The sequence below is a fragment of the Streptomyces sp. NPDC058086 genome (assembly GCF_042885015.1).
Classification (GTDB): Bacteria; Actinomycetota; Actinomycetes; order Streptomycetales; family Streptomycetaceae; genus Streptomyces.
Map to the genome: position 1 here is coordinate 92020 of NZ_JBHVST010000002.1, position 15051 is coordinate 107070.

14 protein-coding genes and 1 tRNA gene are annotated in these 15051 nt (G+C 71.6%); 10 read left to right on the forward strand and 5 right to left on the reverse strand.

What is annotated here, in order from left to right; genetic code table 11:
* Window positions 1-59 precede the first annotated feature (59 nt).
* A tRNA-Leu gene (locus tag ACFVWD_RS01935) sits at window positions 60-144 on the reverse strand.
* A 188-nt stretch (window positions 145-332) separates the two neighbouring features.
* Here ACFVWD_RS01935 and ACFVWD_RS01940 point away from each other — a divergent pair.
* The 3 genes from ACFVWD_RS01940 to ACFVWD_RS01950 all read left to right on the forward strand — a co-directional run bounded on the left by ACFVWD_RS01940 (window position 333) and on the right by ACFVWD_RS01950 (window position 3129).
* Complete coding sequence (locus tag ACFVWD_RS01940; RefSeq protein WP_389593346.1) at window positions 333-1658, forward strand: M20/M25/M40 family metallo-hydrolase; 1326 nt, start codon at window positions 333-335, stop codon at window positions 1656-1658.
* A gap of 147 nt (window positions 1659-1805) precedes the next feature.
* Entirely contained in the window at window positions 1806-2039 is a 234-nt protein-coding gene (chpH, locus tag ACFVWD_RS01945; RefSeq protein ID WP_389593347.1) for a chaplin ChpH, read from the forward strand.
* 151 nt (window positions 2040-2190) lie between these two features.
* Window positions 2191-3129: a chaplin gene (locus ACFVWD_RS01950; protein WP_389593349.1), complete on the forward strand. Its 939-nt coding sequence runs from the start codon at window positions 2191-2193 to the stop codon at window positions 3127-3129.
* A 139-nt stretch (window positions 3130-3268) separates the two neighbouring features.
* Here ACFVWD_RS01950 and ACFVWD_RS01955 read toward each other — a convergent pair whose 3' ends face one another.
* On the reverse strand, window positions 3269-3457 hold the full coding sequence (locus ACFVWD_RS01955) for a DUF5703 family protein (RefSeq protein ID WP_054231126.1): 189 nt from the start codon (window positions 3455-3457) through the stop codon (window positions 3269-3271).
* Between the two features lie 47 nt (window positions 3458-3504).
* Here ACFVWD_RS01955 and ACFVWD_RS01960 point away from each other — a divergent pair, with 47 nt between their 5' ends.
* Window positions 3505-4212 (forward strand): hypothetical protein, encoded by a 708-nt coding sequence (locus ACFVWD_RS01960; protein ID WP_389593351.1) that lies wholly within the window; start codon window positions 3505-3507, stop codon window positions 4210-4212.
* A 132-nt stretch (window positions 4213-4344) separates the two neighbouring features.
* Here ACFVWD_RS01960 and ACFVWD_RS01965 read toward each other — a convergent pair whose 3' ends face one another.
* Window positions 4345-6645: a helix-hairpin-helix domain-containing protein gene (locus tag ACFVWD_RS01965; protein ID WP_389593353.1), complete on the reverse strand. Its 2301-nt coding sequence runs from the start codon at window positions 6643-6645 to the stop codon at window positions 4345-4347.
* A complete protein-coding gene (locus ACFVWD_RS01970; protein ID WP_168507582.1) occupies window positions 6642-7625 on the reverse strand; it encodes an aldo/keto reductase in 984 nt (327 codons plus the stop codon). The genes ACFVWD_RS01965 and ACFVWD_RS01970 overlap by 4 nt, the downstream gene beginning before the upstream one ends.
* A 150-nt stretch (window positions 7626-7775) precedes the next feature.
* On the opposite strand from ACFVWD_RS01970, the gene ACFVWD_RS01975 reads away from it, so the two are divergent.
* Together ACFVWD_RS01975 and ACFVWD_RS01980 are read left to right on the forward strand one after the other, a co-directional pair.
* Window positions 7776-8831, forward strand: a complete 1056-nt coding sequence (locus tag ACFVWD_RS01975; protein WP_389593355.1) for an LLM class F420-dependent oxidoreductase — start codon at window positions 7776-7778, stop codon at window positions 8829-8831.
* Window positions 8832-9066: 235 nt separating this feature from the next.
* A complete protein-coding gene (locus ACFVWD_RS01980; RefSeq protein ID WP_389593357.1) occupies window positions 9067-9855 on the forward strand; it encodes a ferritin-like domain-containing protein in 789 nt (262 codons plus the stop codon).
* 48 nt (window positions 9856-9903) lie between these two features.
* On the opposite strand, the gene corA is transcribed toward ACFVWD_RS01980, so the two are convergent.
* Entirely contained in the window at window positions 9904-10902 is a 999-nt protein-coding gene (corA, locus tag ACFVWD_RS01985; RefSeq protein ID WP_389593359.1) for a magnesium/cobalt transporter CorA, read from the reverse strand.
* A 98-nt stretch (window positions 10903-11000) separates the two neighbouring features.
* Here corA and ACFVWD_RS01990 point away from each other — a divergent pair, with 98 nt between their 5' ends.
* The 4 genes from ACFVWD_RS01990 to mshC all read left to right on the forward strand — a co-directional run bounded on the left by ACFVWD_RS01990 (window position 11001) and on the right by mshC (window position 14922).
* Window positions 11001-11687: a histidine phosphatase family protein gene (locus tag ACFVWD_RS01990; RefSeq protein ID WP_101406077.1), complete on the forward strand. Its 687-nt coding sequence runs from the start codon at window positions 11001-11003 to the stop codon at window positions 11685-11687.
* A 121-nt stretch (window positions 11688-11808) separates the two neighbouring features.
* On the forward strand, window positions 11809-12399 hold the full coding sequence (locus tag ACFVWD_RS01995) for a DUF3090 domain-containing protein (RefSeq protein ID WP_101406078.1): 591 nt from the start codon (window positions 11809-11811) through the stop codon (window positions 12397-12399).
* Window positions 12363-13190, forward strand: coding sequence for an SCO1664 family protein (locus ACFVWD_RS02000; protein WP_389593361.1), 828 nt, complete (start codon window positions 12363-12365; stop codon window positions 13188-13190). The genes ACFVWD_RS01995 and ACFVWD_RS02000 overlap by 37 nt, the downstream gene beginning before the upstream one ends.
* Window positions 13191-13692: 502 nt before the next feature.
* The gene (gene mshC, locus ACFVWD_RS02005; RefSeq protein ID WP_389593363.1) at window positions 13693-14922 is read left to right on the forward strand and encodes a cysteine--1-D-myo-inosityl 2-amino-2-deoxy-alpha-D-glucopyranoside ligase; all 1230 of its coding nucleotides are present in this window, start codon (window positions 13693-13695) and stop codon (window positions 14920-14922) included.
* The last annotated feature ends 129 nt before the right edge of the window (window positions 14923-15051 follow it).

The following is a 15051-nucleotide window of genomic DNA, read 5'->3' on the forward strand; positions in this document are numbered from 1 at the left end:
CAATAAGTCGTACTGGGGGGGGCCGCGCCCGTGGGGGCCCGCCCCAAAACTCCACTGTGTGTCCGAGGGGGGACTTGAACCCCCACGCCCGATAAAGGGCACTAGCACCTCAAGCTAGCGCGTCTGCCATTCCGCCACCCGGACAAGGTGTCTGTCGCGCGGGGTTTCCCTCGCGGCGACAGAGGAAACATTACCAGGCTTTCGAGGGCCCCCGGTCACACCCCGTCGCCGCGTGAACGGCGTGTGACGGGCCGGGTCCGGCCTTGGGGCGAGGAGGGGGTGGGGGAGAGGATGAGGGGGGACCACCAGCAGTGACAGTGGGAGGAAGCAGCGTGAGCGAGTCGAACACGGCCAGGAGCGTCTCTGGCGAGGACGAGGTCGTGGACCTCTGTCGCGAGCTGATCCAGATCGACACCAGCAACTACGGGGACCACTCCGGACCGGGTGAGCGCAAGGCCGCGGAGTACGTGGCCGAGAAGCTCGCCGAGGTCGGGCTCGAACCGCAGATCTTCGAGTCGCACAAGGGGCGCGCGTCGACCGTGGCCCGTATCGAGGGCGAGGACCGCTCGCGCCCCGCGCTGCTCATCCACGGCCACACCGACGTCGTACCGGCCAACGCGGCGGACTGGACCCACCACCCCTTCTCCGGCGAGATCGCGGACGGGATGGTGTGGGGCCGCGGCGCGGTCGACATGAAGGACATGGACGCCATGACCCTGGCGGTCGTCCGGGACCGGCTGCGCAGCGGGCGCAAGCCGCCGCGTGACATCGTCCTCGCGTTCCTCGCCGATGAGGAGGCCGGTGGTACGTGGGGCGCGCGGCACCTCGTCGACAAGCACCCCGACCTCTTCGAGGGCGTGACCGAGGCGATCGGCGAGGTCGGCGGGTTCTCCTTCACGGTCAACGAGAAGCTGCGGCTGTACCTCGTCGAGACCGCCCAGAAGGGCATGCACTGGATGAAGCTGACCGTGGACGGCACCGCCGGGCACGGTTCGATGATCCACAAAGACAACGCGATCACGGAGCTGTCCGAGGCCGTCGGGCGGCTCGGGCGGCACAAGTTCCCGGTCCGGGTGACGAAGACGCTGCGGCACTTCCTCGACGAGCTCGGTGACGCGCTCGGCACCGAGCTCGACCCGGAGAACATGGACGAGACGCTCGCCAAGCTCGGCGGTATCGCCAAGCTCATCGGCGCCTCCCTGCAGAACACCGCCAACCCGACCCAGCTCGGTGCCGGATACAAGGTCAACGTGATTCCGGGGCAGGCGAGCGCGCATGTCGACGGGCGTTACCTGCCGGGGTACGAGGAGGAGTTCCTCGCCGACCTGGACCGGATTCTCGGCCCGAGGGTCAGGCGTGAGGACGTGCACGCGGACAAGGCGCTGGAGACCACCTTCGACGGGGCGCTGGTCGACGCCATGCAGACCGCGCTGTCCGCCGAGGACCCGATCGCGCGCGCCGTGCCCTACATGCTCTCGGCCGGCACCGACGCCAAGTCCTTCGCCGACCTCGGCATCCGCTGCTTCGGCTTCGCCCCGCTCAAGCTGCCGCCGGAGCTGGACTTCGCGGGCATGTTCCACGGGGTCGACGAGCGGGTGCCGGTGGATGCGCTGAAGTTCGGCGTCCGTGTGCTCGACCGCTTCATCGAGGCGTCATGACGCGTTGACGCCCGCAATCGCCCGTACGTGCGGAGATCGCCCGGGACGGGTGAATGGGACCATAAGCTCGTAGCTCAAGTACTTCTTCCTCGTTACAGGTGATGTGATCCGCTACTTGGGGATCGCATTTGCCTACAAGGAGGAATAATGATCAAGAAGGTCGTCGCTGCTGCGGCTGCCACTGGTGGTCTGGTTCTCGCGGGTGCGGGCCTGGCTGTCGCCGACTCGGGTGCCCAGGGTGCCGCTCTGCACTCCCCGGGCGTCATCTCCGGCAACGTCATCCAGGTGCCTGTTCACGTCCCGGTGAACGTCTGCGGCAACACGGTCTCCGTGATCGGGCTGCTGAACCCCGCCTTCGGCAACACCTGCATCAACAACTGACGTTGTGCCTCGCCCCATGAGGGTCTGAGCCCGTCGGCCCCGGAGCGTGCGCCATGCGCTCCGGGGCCGACCGGCTTTCGGCGCACGCACAGGACGGATGCGTGCGCTTTCCGGAGGGTCCAAGCCAAGGACTAAGGCAGGGAATTCAGCTATGCGACAGGTCACCCGCAAGGGCCTGATGACCGTGGCGGCCGCGACCGGCGTACTCGCCGCGACCGGAGGCTACGCACACGCCGACTCGGGTGCGAGCGGCGCCAGTTCCAACTCGCCCGGCGTGCTGTCGGGCAACACGGTGCAGGCACCGGTGCACGTGCCGGTCAACGTCTGCGGCAACACCGTGAACGTCGTCGGGTTGCTCAACCCGGCGGTGGGCAACAAGTGCGTCAACCACGGCGCCGGTGGGTCGTCCGCCGGGGGGCACGGGGGCGGCCATGACGGTGGTGGCTATGGGGGTGGTGGTTCGCACTCGGGCGGCTCCCACGCCGGTGGGCACGCGAGTGGCTCGCCGGGCGTCGGCTCCGGCAACCACGTCCAGGTGCCGATCGACGTACCGGTCAACGCCTGCGGCAACAGCGTGAACGTCGTCGGAGTCGGCAACCCGGCGATGGGCAACGACTGCGCGAACGGACACGGCGGCCACACCCACTATCCGCCCGGCGGCGGTCACCCGGGTCAGCCTGGTCACCCCGGTCAGCCTGGTCACCCCGGTCACCCCGGTCACCCGGGACAGCCTGGTCACCCGGGACAGCCTGGTCACCCGGGACAGCCTGGTCACCCGGGTCAGCCTGGTCACCCCGGTCACCCGGGCCAGCCCGGTCAGCCCGGCAACCCGGGTCAGCCCGGGAACCCCGGACACCCCGGTACGCCCGGACACCCCGGTACGCCCGGGCACCCCGGAACCCCGGGCAAGCCGCCCGCCTCGTACCACCCCCACCACCCGGGAACGCAGCACGTCTCCCAGCCGCAGAGCACCACGCCGCAGCTCGCCCACACCGGCAGTGATCTGCCGATCGGCGCGGTGATCCCGGCGGGCGCGGGCGCGCTGCTGGCGGGCGCCGTGCTCTACCGCCGGGCGCGCTCAGGCGCGTAGACCGGCAGGACAGGGAGAAGTCCGGGCCTGTAACGGGGGCCGGGGCAGGCGTGATCGCTTCGCCACAGGCATCTCCTGTGGCGAAGCGACCGGAGCGGGCCCGCACTGGCGGGGCCCGCTCCGTTTCAGCCGCTTTCGCTCACCACGTGGCACGCACCTGGCGGATGATCCGCCGGCGCAGCCGCACCTTGCGGCTGCCGTCGGGGTGCAGGCTGAGGCGGTCCAACTCCCAGTGTCCGTACTCCGCATGGTCCGTCAGCAGGCGTGTCGTCTCCTTGCGGGACACCCCGCGCGGCACGTACACGTCGACAAATTCGTATTCCGGCATCGCATCTATTGTGCGGGCAGAGGCCCTGTACGGATAGCGTCTGCACTATGTCTGATGCTGTGCAGCCCACCGCTGCCGAGGTACGTGCCGCCGCCGAGGCTGTCAAGACCGCTCTCGACCGCCACCTGGCCGCGGTCGAGCGCAGGTCGGGCGATGACGACCCGGCTGTATACGAGGCGTTCAACGAGCTGGCCGCCGCGGCCGAGGAGTACGACGAGCTGCTCTACGACCGATACGACGAGGTCACTCCCTTCGAGATCCCCGGCAGCGACGACACGCTGCCGCCGTACACGGGCCCCGAGGAGCCGAACGCGCTGAGCGTGCTGATCCGCCGGGACTACGCGGTGGTGGAGCCGCAGCGACTGCTGGCACAGGCCCAGCGGGTGGAGGCCGTGGAGGAGGACGGGGCCACCGCGGCCGCGGGCTTCGACGCGGCGTCCGGCACGGTGCACGGGGCGCTCGGCGTCCTGTTCGGCGAGTTCGAGCCGGACGAGATCGCCTCCCGGCACAAGGAGTTCGGTCTGGAGGAGGGCGACTCCACACTCTGGGTCACGGCCGCCGACGAACCGGCCGACCCCGGCGAGTGGCTGGAGACCCCCTTCGAGGCGATCGACCCGCAGCGTGTGGTCTGCCGCTTCGACGTCAGCGCGGTCTTCGACGACGAGTCGGACGACGACGAGCTGGAGGACGACCTCGGCCCGGACTCCGAGCTGGACCAGGACGGGGATCTGGAGCCGCTGGACGCCGATCGCTGAGCACAGCGGCACAGGATCCCGAGGATCCCGTCGGGGGAGAGCTGAGCACCGCGTCACAGGAAGGTGGCGGTCACCGGAAGCCCGGTGGCCGCCACCTTCCCGCGTACGGGAGCCGTGTCCCTGGGCGGCGGCTCAGCCCGCTGCCGGGACCTGTGCCTTGAGCAGGGCGGGCAGGCGCGTGGTGCGCGGCTTCTGCGGGACCTCGGCCACCGCCCGCTGCAGGGCCTGCTCCACCCCGTGGACCACGGACAGATGGCGCTCGGCACGGCCGAAGGCCGTGTAGACCCAGGGCCTGTTCAGGGCCGCCGCTGCGTCACCGGGGAGCACCACGACCGCGGCGGGCCAGCGCAGACCGACCGCCTGGTGCGCCGTGAGCGCCCAGCCGTGCCGCACGGACTGCTCCACCCGCTCCTTCGGTACGACGACGGGCAGACCCGAGCACTCCAGGTGCAGCCCGTCGGCGTCGGCCTTCACCACGTGTCCCACCGCCGTACGGCCCGGAGCGGGGGAGTGGGCGACGCGGTCCCCGGGGTCGAAGCCCCCGAAACGGCCGGGACCCGGGTTCAGCCGCTCCTTGAGCGCGCTGTTCAGCGCGCGGGTGCCGACCGCGCCGCCGTGCCCCGGAGTGATCACCTGCGTCTGCTCGGCCGGAATGCCGATGGCGCGCGGCACCGAGTCCGCGACCAGCTGCACGGTCCGGTGCACCGCCTCGCCGGCGTCCCGCACGGGGACGATCACGACTTCCTTGCCGGGCGCCTCGACCTGGTTGAGCTCGCCGATGCCCACCCCGGAGACCAGCTCCCCGACGGGGCCGGGGTCCGGCGTCCGCGAGGCCACCTGCGGGCACACCCGGGCGGCGAGCAGATCGGCGAAGACCCGCCCAGGCCCCGCCGACCACAGCACCCCCGGGTCCCCGCTCAGCACCAGCCGCGCGCCGTCCGGCAGCGATTCGGCGAGCATCGCCGCCGTCTCGACGTCCAGCTGCGGTGCGTCCAGGACGACCAGGAGGTCCAGGGCGAAGGCGCCGTCCGTGTCCCGGCCCGGGCCCTCGGCGCCCGAGAGGAGTCCCGCGACGGTGGTGACCCCGGTGACCGGCCCGTCCCCGGCGTCGCCCGACGGGCCGCCGTCCGAGGGGCCGTCCGGCAGGTCGTACCGCGCCGGACGGGCCGTGAAGTCGTCACGGCCGCTCGGCGTGTGGGTGGCGGCCCAGCCACGCAGGCCGAGACCGCGCGCGGCGTGCAGCAGTGCCGCCGCCTCGGCCTGGGACGCGTGACCGCCGGTGTGCAGGACCAGGCCGTGGCCCGCGACCGCCCGGATCAGCTCCGCGGCGGAGCGGGTGGCCGACGCTGCGGCCCGCTCCCACCCGTCGGCGGAGCCGTCCGTCTTCGGTACGGAGTTCATGACCCGGGCCAGTCCGTCGGCGAGGCTCTCCTCGGCCAGCGCGTACCGCTCCAGGCCGATGAGGACACGGACCGGGCGCTCCTCGGACTCCTCGGCGCCCTCCTCCTGGGCCGGGGGCGCGGTGTCGAGGGCGTCCTGGAAGACCAGCGCGTCGCCTTCCGCGAGGGCGCTCTGCACGGCCGCGTCCGGATCCGGCACCGCGCGCTGGGCGAGCGCGGCGGCGAGCGCCGGGGCGTCGAGGGCGGTGTGCCCGGCGAGAGCCGCCTGTTCGAGGAGCCATACGGTGACCGCCCGCCCGCGCCGCTCGTCGTCCGGGCGGCACTCCGCGCCGAGCAGCGCGCGGGCGAACCCGTCGGCCTGCTCGGGCCGCACCCCGGCGACCCGCAGCAACTGCCAGGGGTCCTCGCGCAACTGGTCGTCCGCGCCCTCGCCGAGGGCCGCGAGGGCCCCTGGTGCGAGGGTGTCGGGTGCGCCGCCCTCGCCCAGTACGGCGCGTACGGCGGCGACGGCTTCCGGCGCGAGGGCCGCCGAGGTCTCGGCCGGGGCGGTCACCGGCTGGGGGCGCGGCACGGGCTCCGGGGCGACCGCTCTGCGCGGCGTCGGCTCGGGCTCACGGAAGGCGGTGGCCACGGGCTTCTCGCCGCTTTCCACGGCCCGCACCGCCGCGAGCAGATCGGCGGCCGTCCCGCTGAGCTTGGCCCCGGCCGCGATCGGGCCCTGCTTCTCGGCCTTCCGCCGCTCGATCCGCTCCCGCTCCAGCCGCTGCGCCGCCAACTCGGCCTCTGCCTCGGACAGCTTTGTGGCGTCCGCCGCGCCTTCGGATTCCGCGCCGCCCTCGACCGTGGTCCCCTCGCCCTCGGAGAGCGTGGTGCCGGCGTCCGTGCCCGCGTCCGTGCCCGCGTCCGTGGCCGCGTCCGTGGCCGTGCCGGCGTCCGTGTCGGCGGCCGTGTCCGCGGTCGGCGGGTCGGCGGTCGCTCCCGCGCCCGGCGTCCCCGGCTCCACTTCCTCCGTGGTCTCGGGCTCCGTGCTCACAGCGTGCTCCAGTCGTGATCGGGATAGTGGTGTACCGGTGCCGACACGTCGTCGAGCGCCCGGCAGATCTCGTCAGGAAGACTAAGGCTCTCCACTGACAACGCGGCCGTGAGCTGCTGCGCGTTGCGCGCGCCGACGATCGGTGCGGCGACACCGGGCCGGTCGCGGACCCAGGCGAGGGCGACCTGCAACGGCGTGACCGCGAGGCCGTCCGCCGCCGTCGTCACCGCGTCCACGATGCCGCTAGCCGTGTCGTCCAGGTACGGCGCGACGAACGGCGCGAGGTGTTCCGAGCCGCCCCGGGAGTCCGACGGTGTGCCGCCCCGGTACTTCCCGGTGAGCACACCCCGCCCGAGCGGGGAGGACGGCAGCAGGCCCACGCCCAGGTCGAGCGCCGCGGGCAGCACCTCCCGCTCCACGCCGCGCTGGAGCAGGGAGTACTCCATCTGCGTACTCGCGATCCGCGTCCGTGTCCCGGGCGCCGCCAGCTGCCAGGTCGCCGCCTTGGCGAGCTGCCAGCCGCAGAAGTTGGACACCCCCGCGTACCGCGCGCGACCGCTGCTGACCGCGAGGTCGAGCGCCTGGAGGGTCTCGTCCAGCGGGGTGTCCGGGTCGAAGGCGTGGACGTGCCACAGATCCACGTAGTCCGTGCCGAGGCGCTGAAGCGAGGCGTCGAGTGCCGACAGGAGATGCCCGCGCGAGCCGTCGAACCGCCGGTCCGGGTCGGGCACACTGCCCGCCTTCGTGGAAATGACCAGGTCGCGACGCGGCACGAGCCCTTCTATGAGCTGTCCGAGCAGATACTCCGACTCCCCGTCCCCGTACACATCCGCGGTGTCGACGAGGTTCCCGCCCGCTTCCCAGAACACCTTCAACAGCTCCGCGGCGTCGTGCTCGTCGGTGTCCCGCCCCCACGTGAGGGTGCCGAGTCCGATCCGGGACACACGCAGGCCGGTACGGCCGAGATGCCTCTGCTCCATGGACGCCGAGATTACTGGCCAGAACTCGCCTCGTGGGGGCCCTGTGGACAACCTGGATGATCAGACCTGAACCCGTTCCTGCCGCCGCGCCCACCAGCGCGCTAGGGTCTCCGGCACAAGGGACGTTACTGATCGGTAAGGGGATCGGCCATGCAGCTCGGGATCAACCTCGGCTACTGGGGCGGCGGAATGGACGCGGACAATCTCGCCGTCGCCCAGGAGGCCGACCGACTGGGATACGCGGTGTGCTGGGCCGCCGAGGCCTACGGCTCGGACGCGGCCACCGTGCTCACCTGGGTCGCCGCCAAGACCGAGCGCATCGACGTCGGTTCGGCGATCTTCCAGATCCCGGCCCGTCAGCCCGCGATGACCGCGATGACCGCCGCGACGCTCGACTCGCTCTCCGGCGGGCGCTTCCGCCTCGGCCTCGGTGTCTCCGGGCCGCAGGTCTCCGAGGGCTGGTACGGCGTCAAGTTCGACAAGCCGCTGGCCCGCACCCGCGAGTACGTCGAGATCGTACGCAAGGCGATGACCCGCGAGCGGCTGTCGTACGAGGGTGAGCACTGGACGCTGCCGCTGCCGGACGGTCCGGGCAAGCCGATCAAGCTGACGGTGCACCCGCAGCGCGAGCACATCCCGCTGTACATCGCCGCGATCGGCCCGAAGAACCTGGAGCAGACCGGCGAGATCGCCGACGGCGCCCTGCTGATCTTCCCATCGGCCGAGCACCTGGAGGACACCGCGCTCCGCCATCTGCGCGCGGGCCGCGAGAAGGCCGGCAAGACCATGGAGGGCTTCGACGTCTGTCCGACGCTGCCGCTCGCCGTCGGCGCCGACAAGGACGTGACGGCGCTCGCCGACATGTTCCGCCCCTACACCGCGCTGTACGTCGGCGGCATGGGCAGCCGCAAGCAGAACTTCTACAACCAGCTCGCCCAGCGCATGGGGTACGAGAAGGAGGCCGCCGAGATCCAGGACAAGTACCTGTCCGGCGACAAGGAGGGCGCGGCCGCCGCCGTACCGCACGCGCTGATCGACCAGACCACCCTGCTCGGCTCCGTGGACCGCATCGCCGACCGGATGAAGGCCTACGCGGCGGCGGGCGTCACCACCCTCACGCTGTCACCCGCCGGCTTCACGCTGGAGGACCGGCTCGCCTCGCTCCGCGCCGGTTCGGACGCGCTGGAGCGGGCCGGTCTGGCGTAACGCGCCGGAACCCTTCCCCGGAGGGACGGAAGAAGTTCTGCGGCCGTGGTGGGGGCTCGGGGGGTCTTCCCCGCCACGGCCGTCACGGAGAACAACGCGCGGGCGTGCCCTGGGTTACGCGCCGGGGCCCGTCCCGTCATCCTTCGTTCGGCGCATTTGTCCGACACATCGGTTGCCGGGCCCCCGGCATCCTATTTGACTCGTTTTCTGCGGACCCTGCAGAAAGGTGTCATCGATGCTTTCGGCCAAGAGTCTGTTCCAGGAGATCCTCGACAACGACGAGTCGTTCCGGCTCTTCTGCTCGATAGCCGCCAGCGGGGAGTCGCAGGGTGGCTGGGAGAACGCCCGCATCGCCGCCCTCGTCCCGCAGAGCGCACGCGAACTGGCCCCGAAGATCACCCGGCACGGCGCCGACGAGGACAAGCACGGGCGGATCTTCCACGCCCTGATGAACAAGCGCGGCCTCACGCCGGTCGAGGTCCCGGCCGACACCGACTACACGATGCTCCTGGAACGGCACGGGATCGGCCTCGCCCACGACAAGCTGAAGAGCGAACAGCCACTCACCGTACGAGACATCGTCACCTACCTCGCCCACAGCAGGGTCACCGAACAGCGTGCCTCCGAGCAGATGAAGCTGCTGCGCAGGCACTTCGCCGACCATCCCGACATCGGTCGCGCGGTCCGGATGATCTCCCAGGACGAGGACAGGCACCTCGCCTACTGCCACGAGGAGCTGCTCCGCCTCGCGTCCGACGGACACGGCCGCGCCATCCAACGGACCCTGCGCGTGTGCGCGCTCGCCGAGATCCGCGTCTACCGGGACGTCAGTCTCGCCGTGATGGCCCACATGGGTCGCATCCTCGGCTGGTCGAGGGCCAGGGCGGCGACGCTCGCCGCGGCCATCCACACCGTCTACGCCTACGAGCGCGCCGCGGGCTGGCGCCGCATGGTCTCCCTGAAGATGCCGGATCACCGCGACGCCCTGGGCGGCCCCGCGACGCCCGCACCGGAGGTGGCGTGACCCGCGGTCGCCAACCCTCCGCGCGTCGCACACCTGGTCGCACGCCGGTCACAGCCAGCCCCGCCGCTTGAAGAGGTGGTACAGCAGGAATTCCAGTGCCACCATCGCCAGGATCACCGCCGGGTACGACCAGAGCCAGTGCAGCTCGGGCATGTGGTCGAAGTTCATGCCGTAGATGCCGGCGATCATCGTGGGGACCGCGGCCATGGCCGCCCACGCCGAGATCTTCCGCATGTCGTCGTTCTGGCGCACGCTCATCTGCGCGAGATGTGCCGAGAGGATGTCCGAGACCAGCCGGTCCAGGCTCTCCACCGACTCGTTCACACGGGCCAGATGGTCGTTGACGTCACGGAAGAAGGGCTGCGCCTTCTCGTCGACGAACGGCACCGGGGCGCCGGCGGTGCCCGAGCCCGAGAGCCGGGTCAGCGGAACGGTCAACGGGCCCGTCGCCCGCCGGAACTCCAGGATCTGCCGCTTGAACGTGTAGATCTTGGACGCGGTGTGCCGTGAACCGCCGCCGCTCGGCGAGAAGACCTCCGCCTCCAGCTTCTCCAGGTCCGTCTGGAGCTCGGTCGCCACCTCCAGGTAGTGGTCGACCGCCGCGTCGGCGATCGAGTAGAGCACCGCCGTCGGCCCGTGCCGCAGCATCTCGGGGTCCTCCTCCAGCCGGCGGCGCACCTGCGCGAGAGGCGAGCACTCCCCGTGCCGGACGGTCACCACGAAGGCGTCCCCGATGAACACCATCACCTCGCCGGTGGTGACGACATCGCTCTCCGCCTCGTACGCGACCGGCTTCAGGACCACGAACAGCGAATCGTCGAACATCTCCAGCTTGGGCCGCTGATGCGCCTTGAGGGCGTCCTCGACCGCCAGCGGGTGCAGTCTGAACTCCTCGGTGACGAGGTCGAACTCCTGCTCCGTCGGCTCGTACAGCCCGATCCAGATGAACGCGTCGCCCTCGGCGCGTGCCAGTTCCAGGGCGTCGGAGAGGTCCTCGGGGCCCTCTGTCCGGCGCCCATGGTGGTAAATGGCGCAGTCGACGATCACGGGGGGTATTCTCCCGTCGCCCGGCCGCCACCGCACTCCGGCCGCCGTTGTCCACAGGCCCCTCCGGGTCCCCGAGCCACCCGTTTACGCTGGGCCGCATGCCCACCCTGATTCTCGTACGGCACGGACGTTCGACCGCCAACACCGCTGGGCTGCTCGCCGGCTGGACGCCCGGCGTCGCCCTCGACGAGCGTGGCGCCCAGCAGGCCGCGGCGCTGCCCGGCCGGCTCGCTGCGCTGCCCATCTCCGAAGTCGTCACCAGCCCCCTGCAGCGCTGCCAGGAGACCGTGCAGCCGCTGCTCGACGCCCGCCCCGAGCTGCGCGTGCACACCGACGAGCGGATCGGTGAGGCGCACTACGGAGACTGGTCCGGCCGCAAGCTCGCCGAGCTGAGGGACGAGCCGCTGATGGAGGTCGTACAGGCGCATCCGTCCGCGGCCGCGTTCCCCGGCGGAGAATCGATGCGGGCCATGCAGACGCGGGCGGCCGAAGCGGTGCGCGAGTGGAACGCGCGCGTGGAGCGCGACCACGGCGGCGACGCGGTCTACGTCATGTGCTCGCACGGCGACATCATCAAGTCCCTCGTCGCGGACGCACTCGGACTTCATCTCGACCTCTTCCAGCGGATCTCTGTAGAGCCGTGTTCCATCACCGCGATCCGTTACACACGACTGCGTCCCTTCCTTGTGCGCCTCGGGGACACCGGCGACCTCGCCTCCCTGGCGCCGCGCGAGGAGCCCCCCAGCGGCGACGCCCCGGTCGGGGGCGGTGCGGGCGCACCGTGATCGTCGGCCGCAGTAGGGTGAAGCGGTCGAAGCAGCGCAGTAGTTGTCAGCAAGTTGTCAGCAGCCGATGAGGGCCCAGGCAGTCAGCCGGTCCACATGCCGATTCCAATGGAGACAGGACGTGTCCCGTCAGGTGTTCCTCTACGACCCCCCGGACCGTTTCGTGGCCGGTACGGTCGGGTTGCCCGGGCGCCGTACCTTCTTCCTGCAGGCCTCCTCAGGCCCCAGGGTGACCAGCGTCGCCCTGGAGAAGACCCAGGTCGCGGCGCTCGCCGAACGCATGGACGAGCTCCTCGACGAGGTCGTACGGCGCACCGGCGGCAGCGCACCCGTCCCGGCCGTGGCCCCCACCGAGGTGTCCGACACCGCTCCTCTCGACACCCCGGTGGAGGAGGAGTTCAGGGTCGGCACGATGGCGCTGGCCTGGGACGGTGACGAACAGCGCATGATCGTCGAGGCGCAGGCCCTCGTGGAACTCGACGCCGACACCGACGAGGACCTCGCCGAGGCCGAGGAAAGGTTGCTTCAGGACGAGGAGAACGGTCCGCCGATGCTCCGCGTCCGGCTCACCGGCGCGCAGGCAAGGGCCTTCGCCAAGCGCGCCCTCGACGTCGTCAACGCGGGCCGGCCGCCCTGCCCGCTGTGCAGCCTCCCGCTCGACCCGGAAGGACACGTATGTCCGCGCCAGAACGGATACCGCCGCGGAGCGTGACCACGGCCGAGCTGCTCGCCCTGGGCGAGCTGAAGGTGCGCGGACGGATCCGTGAGGCCTCGAACGCGGTGCTGTACTGCTCCGTTTCGTACGAGGGCCGGGACGCGTTCTGCGTCTACAAACCGGTCGCCGGGGAGCGGCCCCTGTGGGACTTCCCCGACGGGACCCTCGCCCAGCGTGAGGTGGCCGCGTACGAGGTCTCCGAGGCCACGGGCTGGGGTCTGGTACCCACCACCGTGCTGCGCGACGGGCCCTACGGCGAGGGCATGTGCCAGCTGTGGGTCGAGGCCCTGCCCGAGGCCGACGGGGACGGGCTGCTGGCCCTGGTCGAGGCCGAGGAGCCCGAGGCGGGCTGGAAGGCGATCGGCTTCGCCGAGGTCGGCGAGGGGGAGACGGCGCTGCTCGTGCACGCCGACGACGTCCGGCTGCGACGCCTCGCCGTGCTCGACGCCGTGATCAACAACGCCGACCGCAAGGGCGGCCATCTGCTGCCCGCGGGTGAGGGGCGGTTGTACGGCATCGACCACGGGGTCACCTTCAACGCCGAGAACAAGCTGCGCACGCTGCTGTGGGGCTGGGCGGGGGAGTCGCTGACGCCGGAGGCCGTCGAGGTCCTCGCCTCCCTGCGGGACGGCCTGACGCCGGGCGCGCCGCTCGCCACCCGGTTGGCCGAACTCATCACCACCGCCGAGATCGACGCCACACGCGCGCGTGTCGAGGCGATGCTCGCCTCGGGGAAACACCCGGAGCCGAGCGGGGAGTGGCCGGCGATCCCCTGGCCACCGGTGTGAACACCCTCGACCGTCCGAGGGCCGGGCTCACCTCGCACCGGGTACGCCAACCGGGCCGAGTTCGCGGTGTCCGCGTCGCCGGGGGCGGCAGCCGTGGGTGTGGTGTGGCGCACGTGTGGGACGTGGGGCGCCGGTTTTGGTGGTGCGCGCCCGCAGCCGCGCCCGCAGCCGCGCCCGCAGCCGCGCCCGCAGGCCGCGGCCGGTGGCCGCGAGACCCGCTGCCTCGCGCGTAGCAGGCTCTGGCGGCGCACAGACGCGTGGGGCGGGGAGCGGGCCCGGCGGCTCGCGCTCACGGCGCATGTGAGGGGGCGGACCGTCGTCGTCGGCGGCGCGCGCCCGCCTCGGCGGGTGGCCGTGGGCGGTGGGCTGTGCCGTCGTACGGCGGCCTCACCCCCGTAGGACCCGGTGACGCACACCGTCGGGCGTTGCGCAAGAGGGCCTTCCGCGTCATCAGGGCTGGTCCGGTTCGTATACGGAAGTTCCGTCCGGTTAGGCTCATGACATGCATGCCTGGCCCGCTTCTGAGGTCCCCGCCCTGCCTGGTGAGGGCCGCGACCTCCAGATCCACGACACCGCGACCGGCGGCCTCGTCGTACTCGACCCCGGTCCCGTCGCCCGTATCTACGTCTGCGGCATCACGCCGTACGACGCGACCCACATGGGTCACGCGGCGACCTACAACGCGTTCGACCTCGTGCAGCGCGTGTGGCTCGACACCAAGCGGCAGGTTCACTACGTCCAGAACGTGACCGACGTCGACGACCCGCTCCTTGAGCGGGCGGAGCGCGACGGCGTCGACTGGGTAGGACTCGCCGAGAAGGAGACCGCCCTCTTCCGTGAGGACATGACCGCCCTGCGGATGCTGCCGCCGCGGCACTACATAGGCGCCGTCGAGGCGATACCCGGCATCGTGCCGCTCGTCGAGCGGCTGCGGGACGCGGGCGCGGCGTACGAGCTCGAAGGGGACGTCTACTTCTCCGTCGAGTCCGACCCCAACTTCGGCAAGGTGTCCAACCTGGACGCCGCCGCCATGCGCCTGCTCTCCGCCGAGCGGGGCGGCGACCCGGACCGTCCGGGCAAGAAGAACCCGCTCGACCCGATGCTCTGGATGGCGGCGCGGGAGGGGGAGCCCAGCTGGGACGGGGGCTCGCTCGGCCGCGGCCGGCCCGGCTGGCACATCGAGTGCGTCGCCATCGCCCTCGACCACCTCGGTATGGGCTTCGACGTCCAGGGCGGCGGCTCCGACCTCGCCTTCCCGCACCACGAGATGGGCGCCTCGCACGCCCAGGTGCTCACCGGCGAGTTCCCGATGGCCAAGGCGTACGTGCACGCCGGCATGGTCGCCCTCGACGGCGAGAAGATGTCGAAGTCCAGGGGCAACCTCGTCTTCGTGTCGAAGCTCCGGCGCGACGGCGTCGACCCGGCCGCCATCCGCCTCGCGCTCCTCGCGCACCACTACCGCGCCGACTGGGAGTGGACGGACACCGTCCTCACGGACGCGGTCGCCCGTGTGGAGAACTGGCGGGCGGCGGTGTCGCGTCCCGACGGGCCGTCCGCCGAGGCGCTGGTCGAGGAGATCCGCGAGGCCCTCGCGAACGACCTGGACGCACCGGCCGCGCTCGCCGCGGTCGACCGCTGGGCGGCGCTCCAGCGTGAGACGGGCGGTACGGACGAGGGCGCCCCCGGCGTCGTCTCGCGCGCCGTGGACGCCCTCCTGGGCGTGGCCCTGTAGTTCCTCTCGTACGTGTGGGGCGCCGGGCGGTCGTACCGGCCGCGGCCCCCGCCTAATTAGGTATGAGTAGCAGCGCAGATACCAAATGAGCGCAGCCCCGCCTAGCAGAGTGCTTGGTTGTGGGCCAAG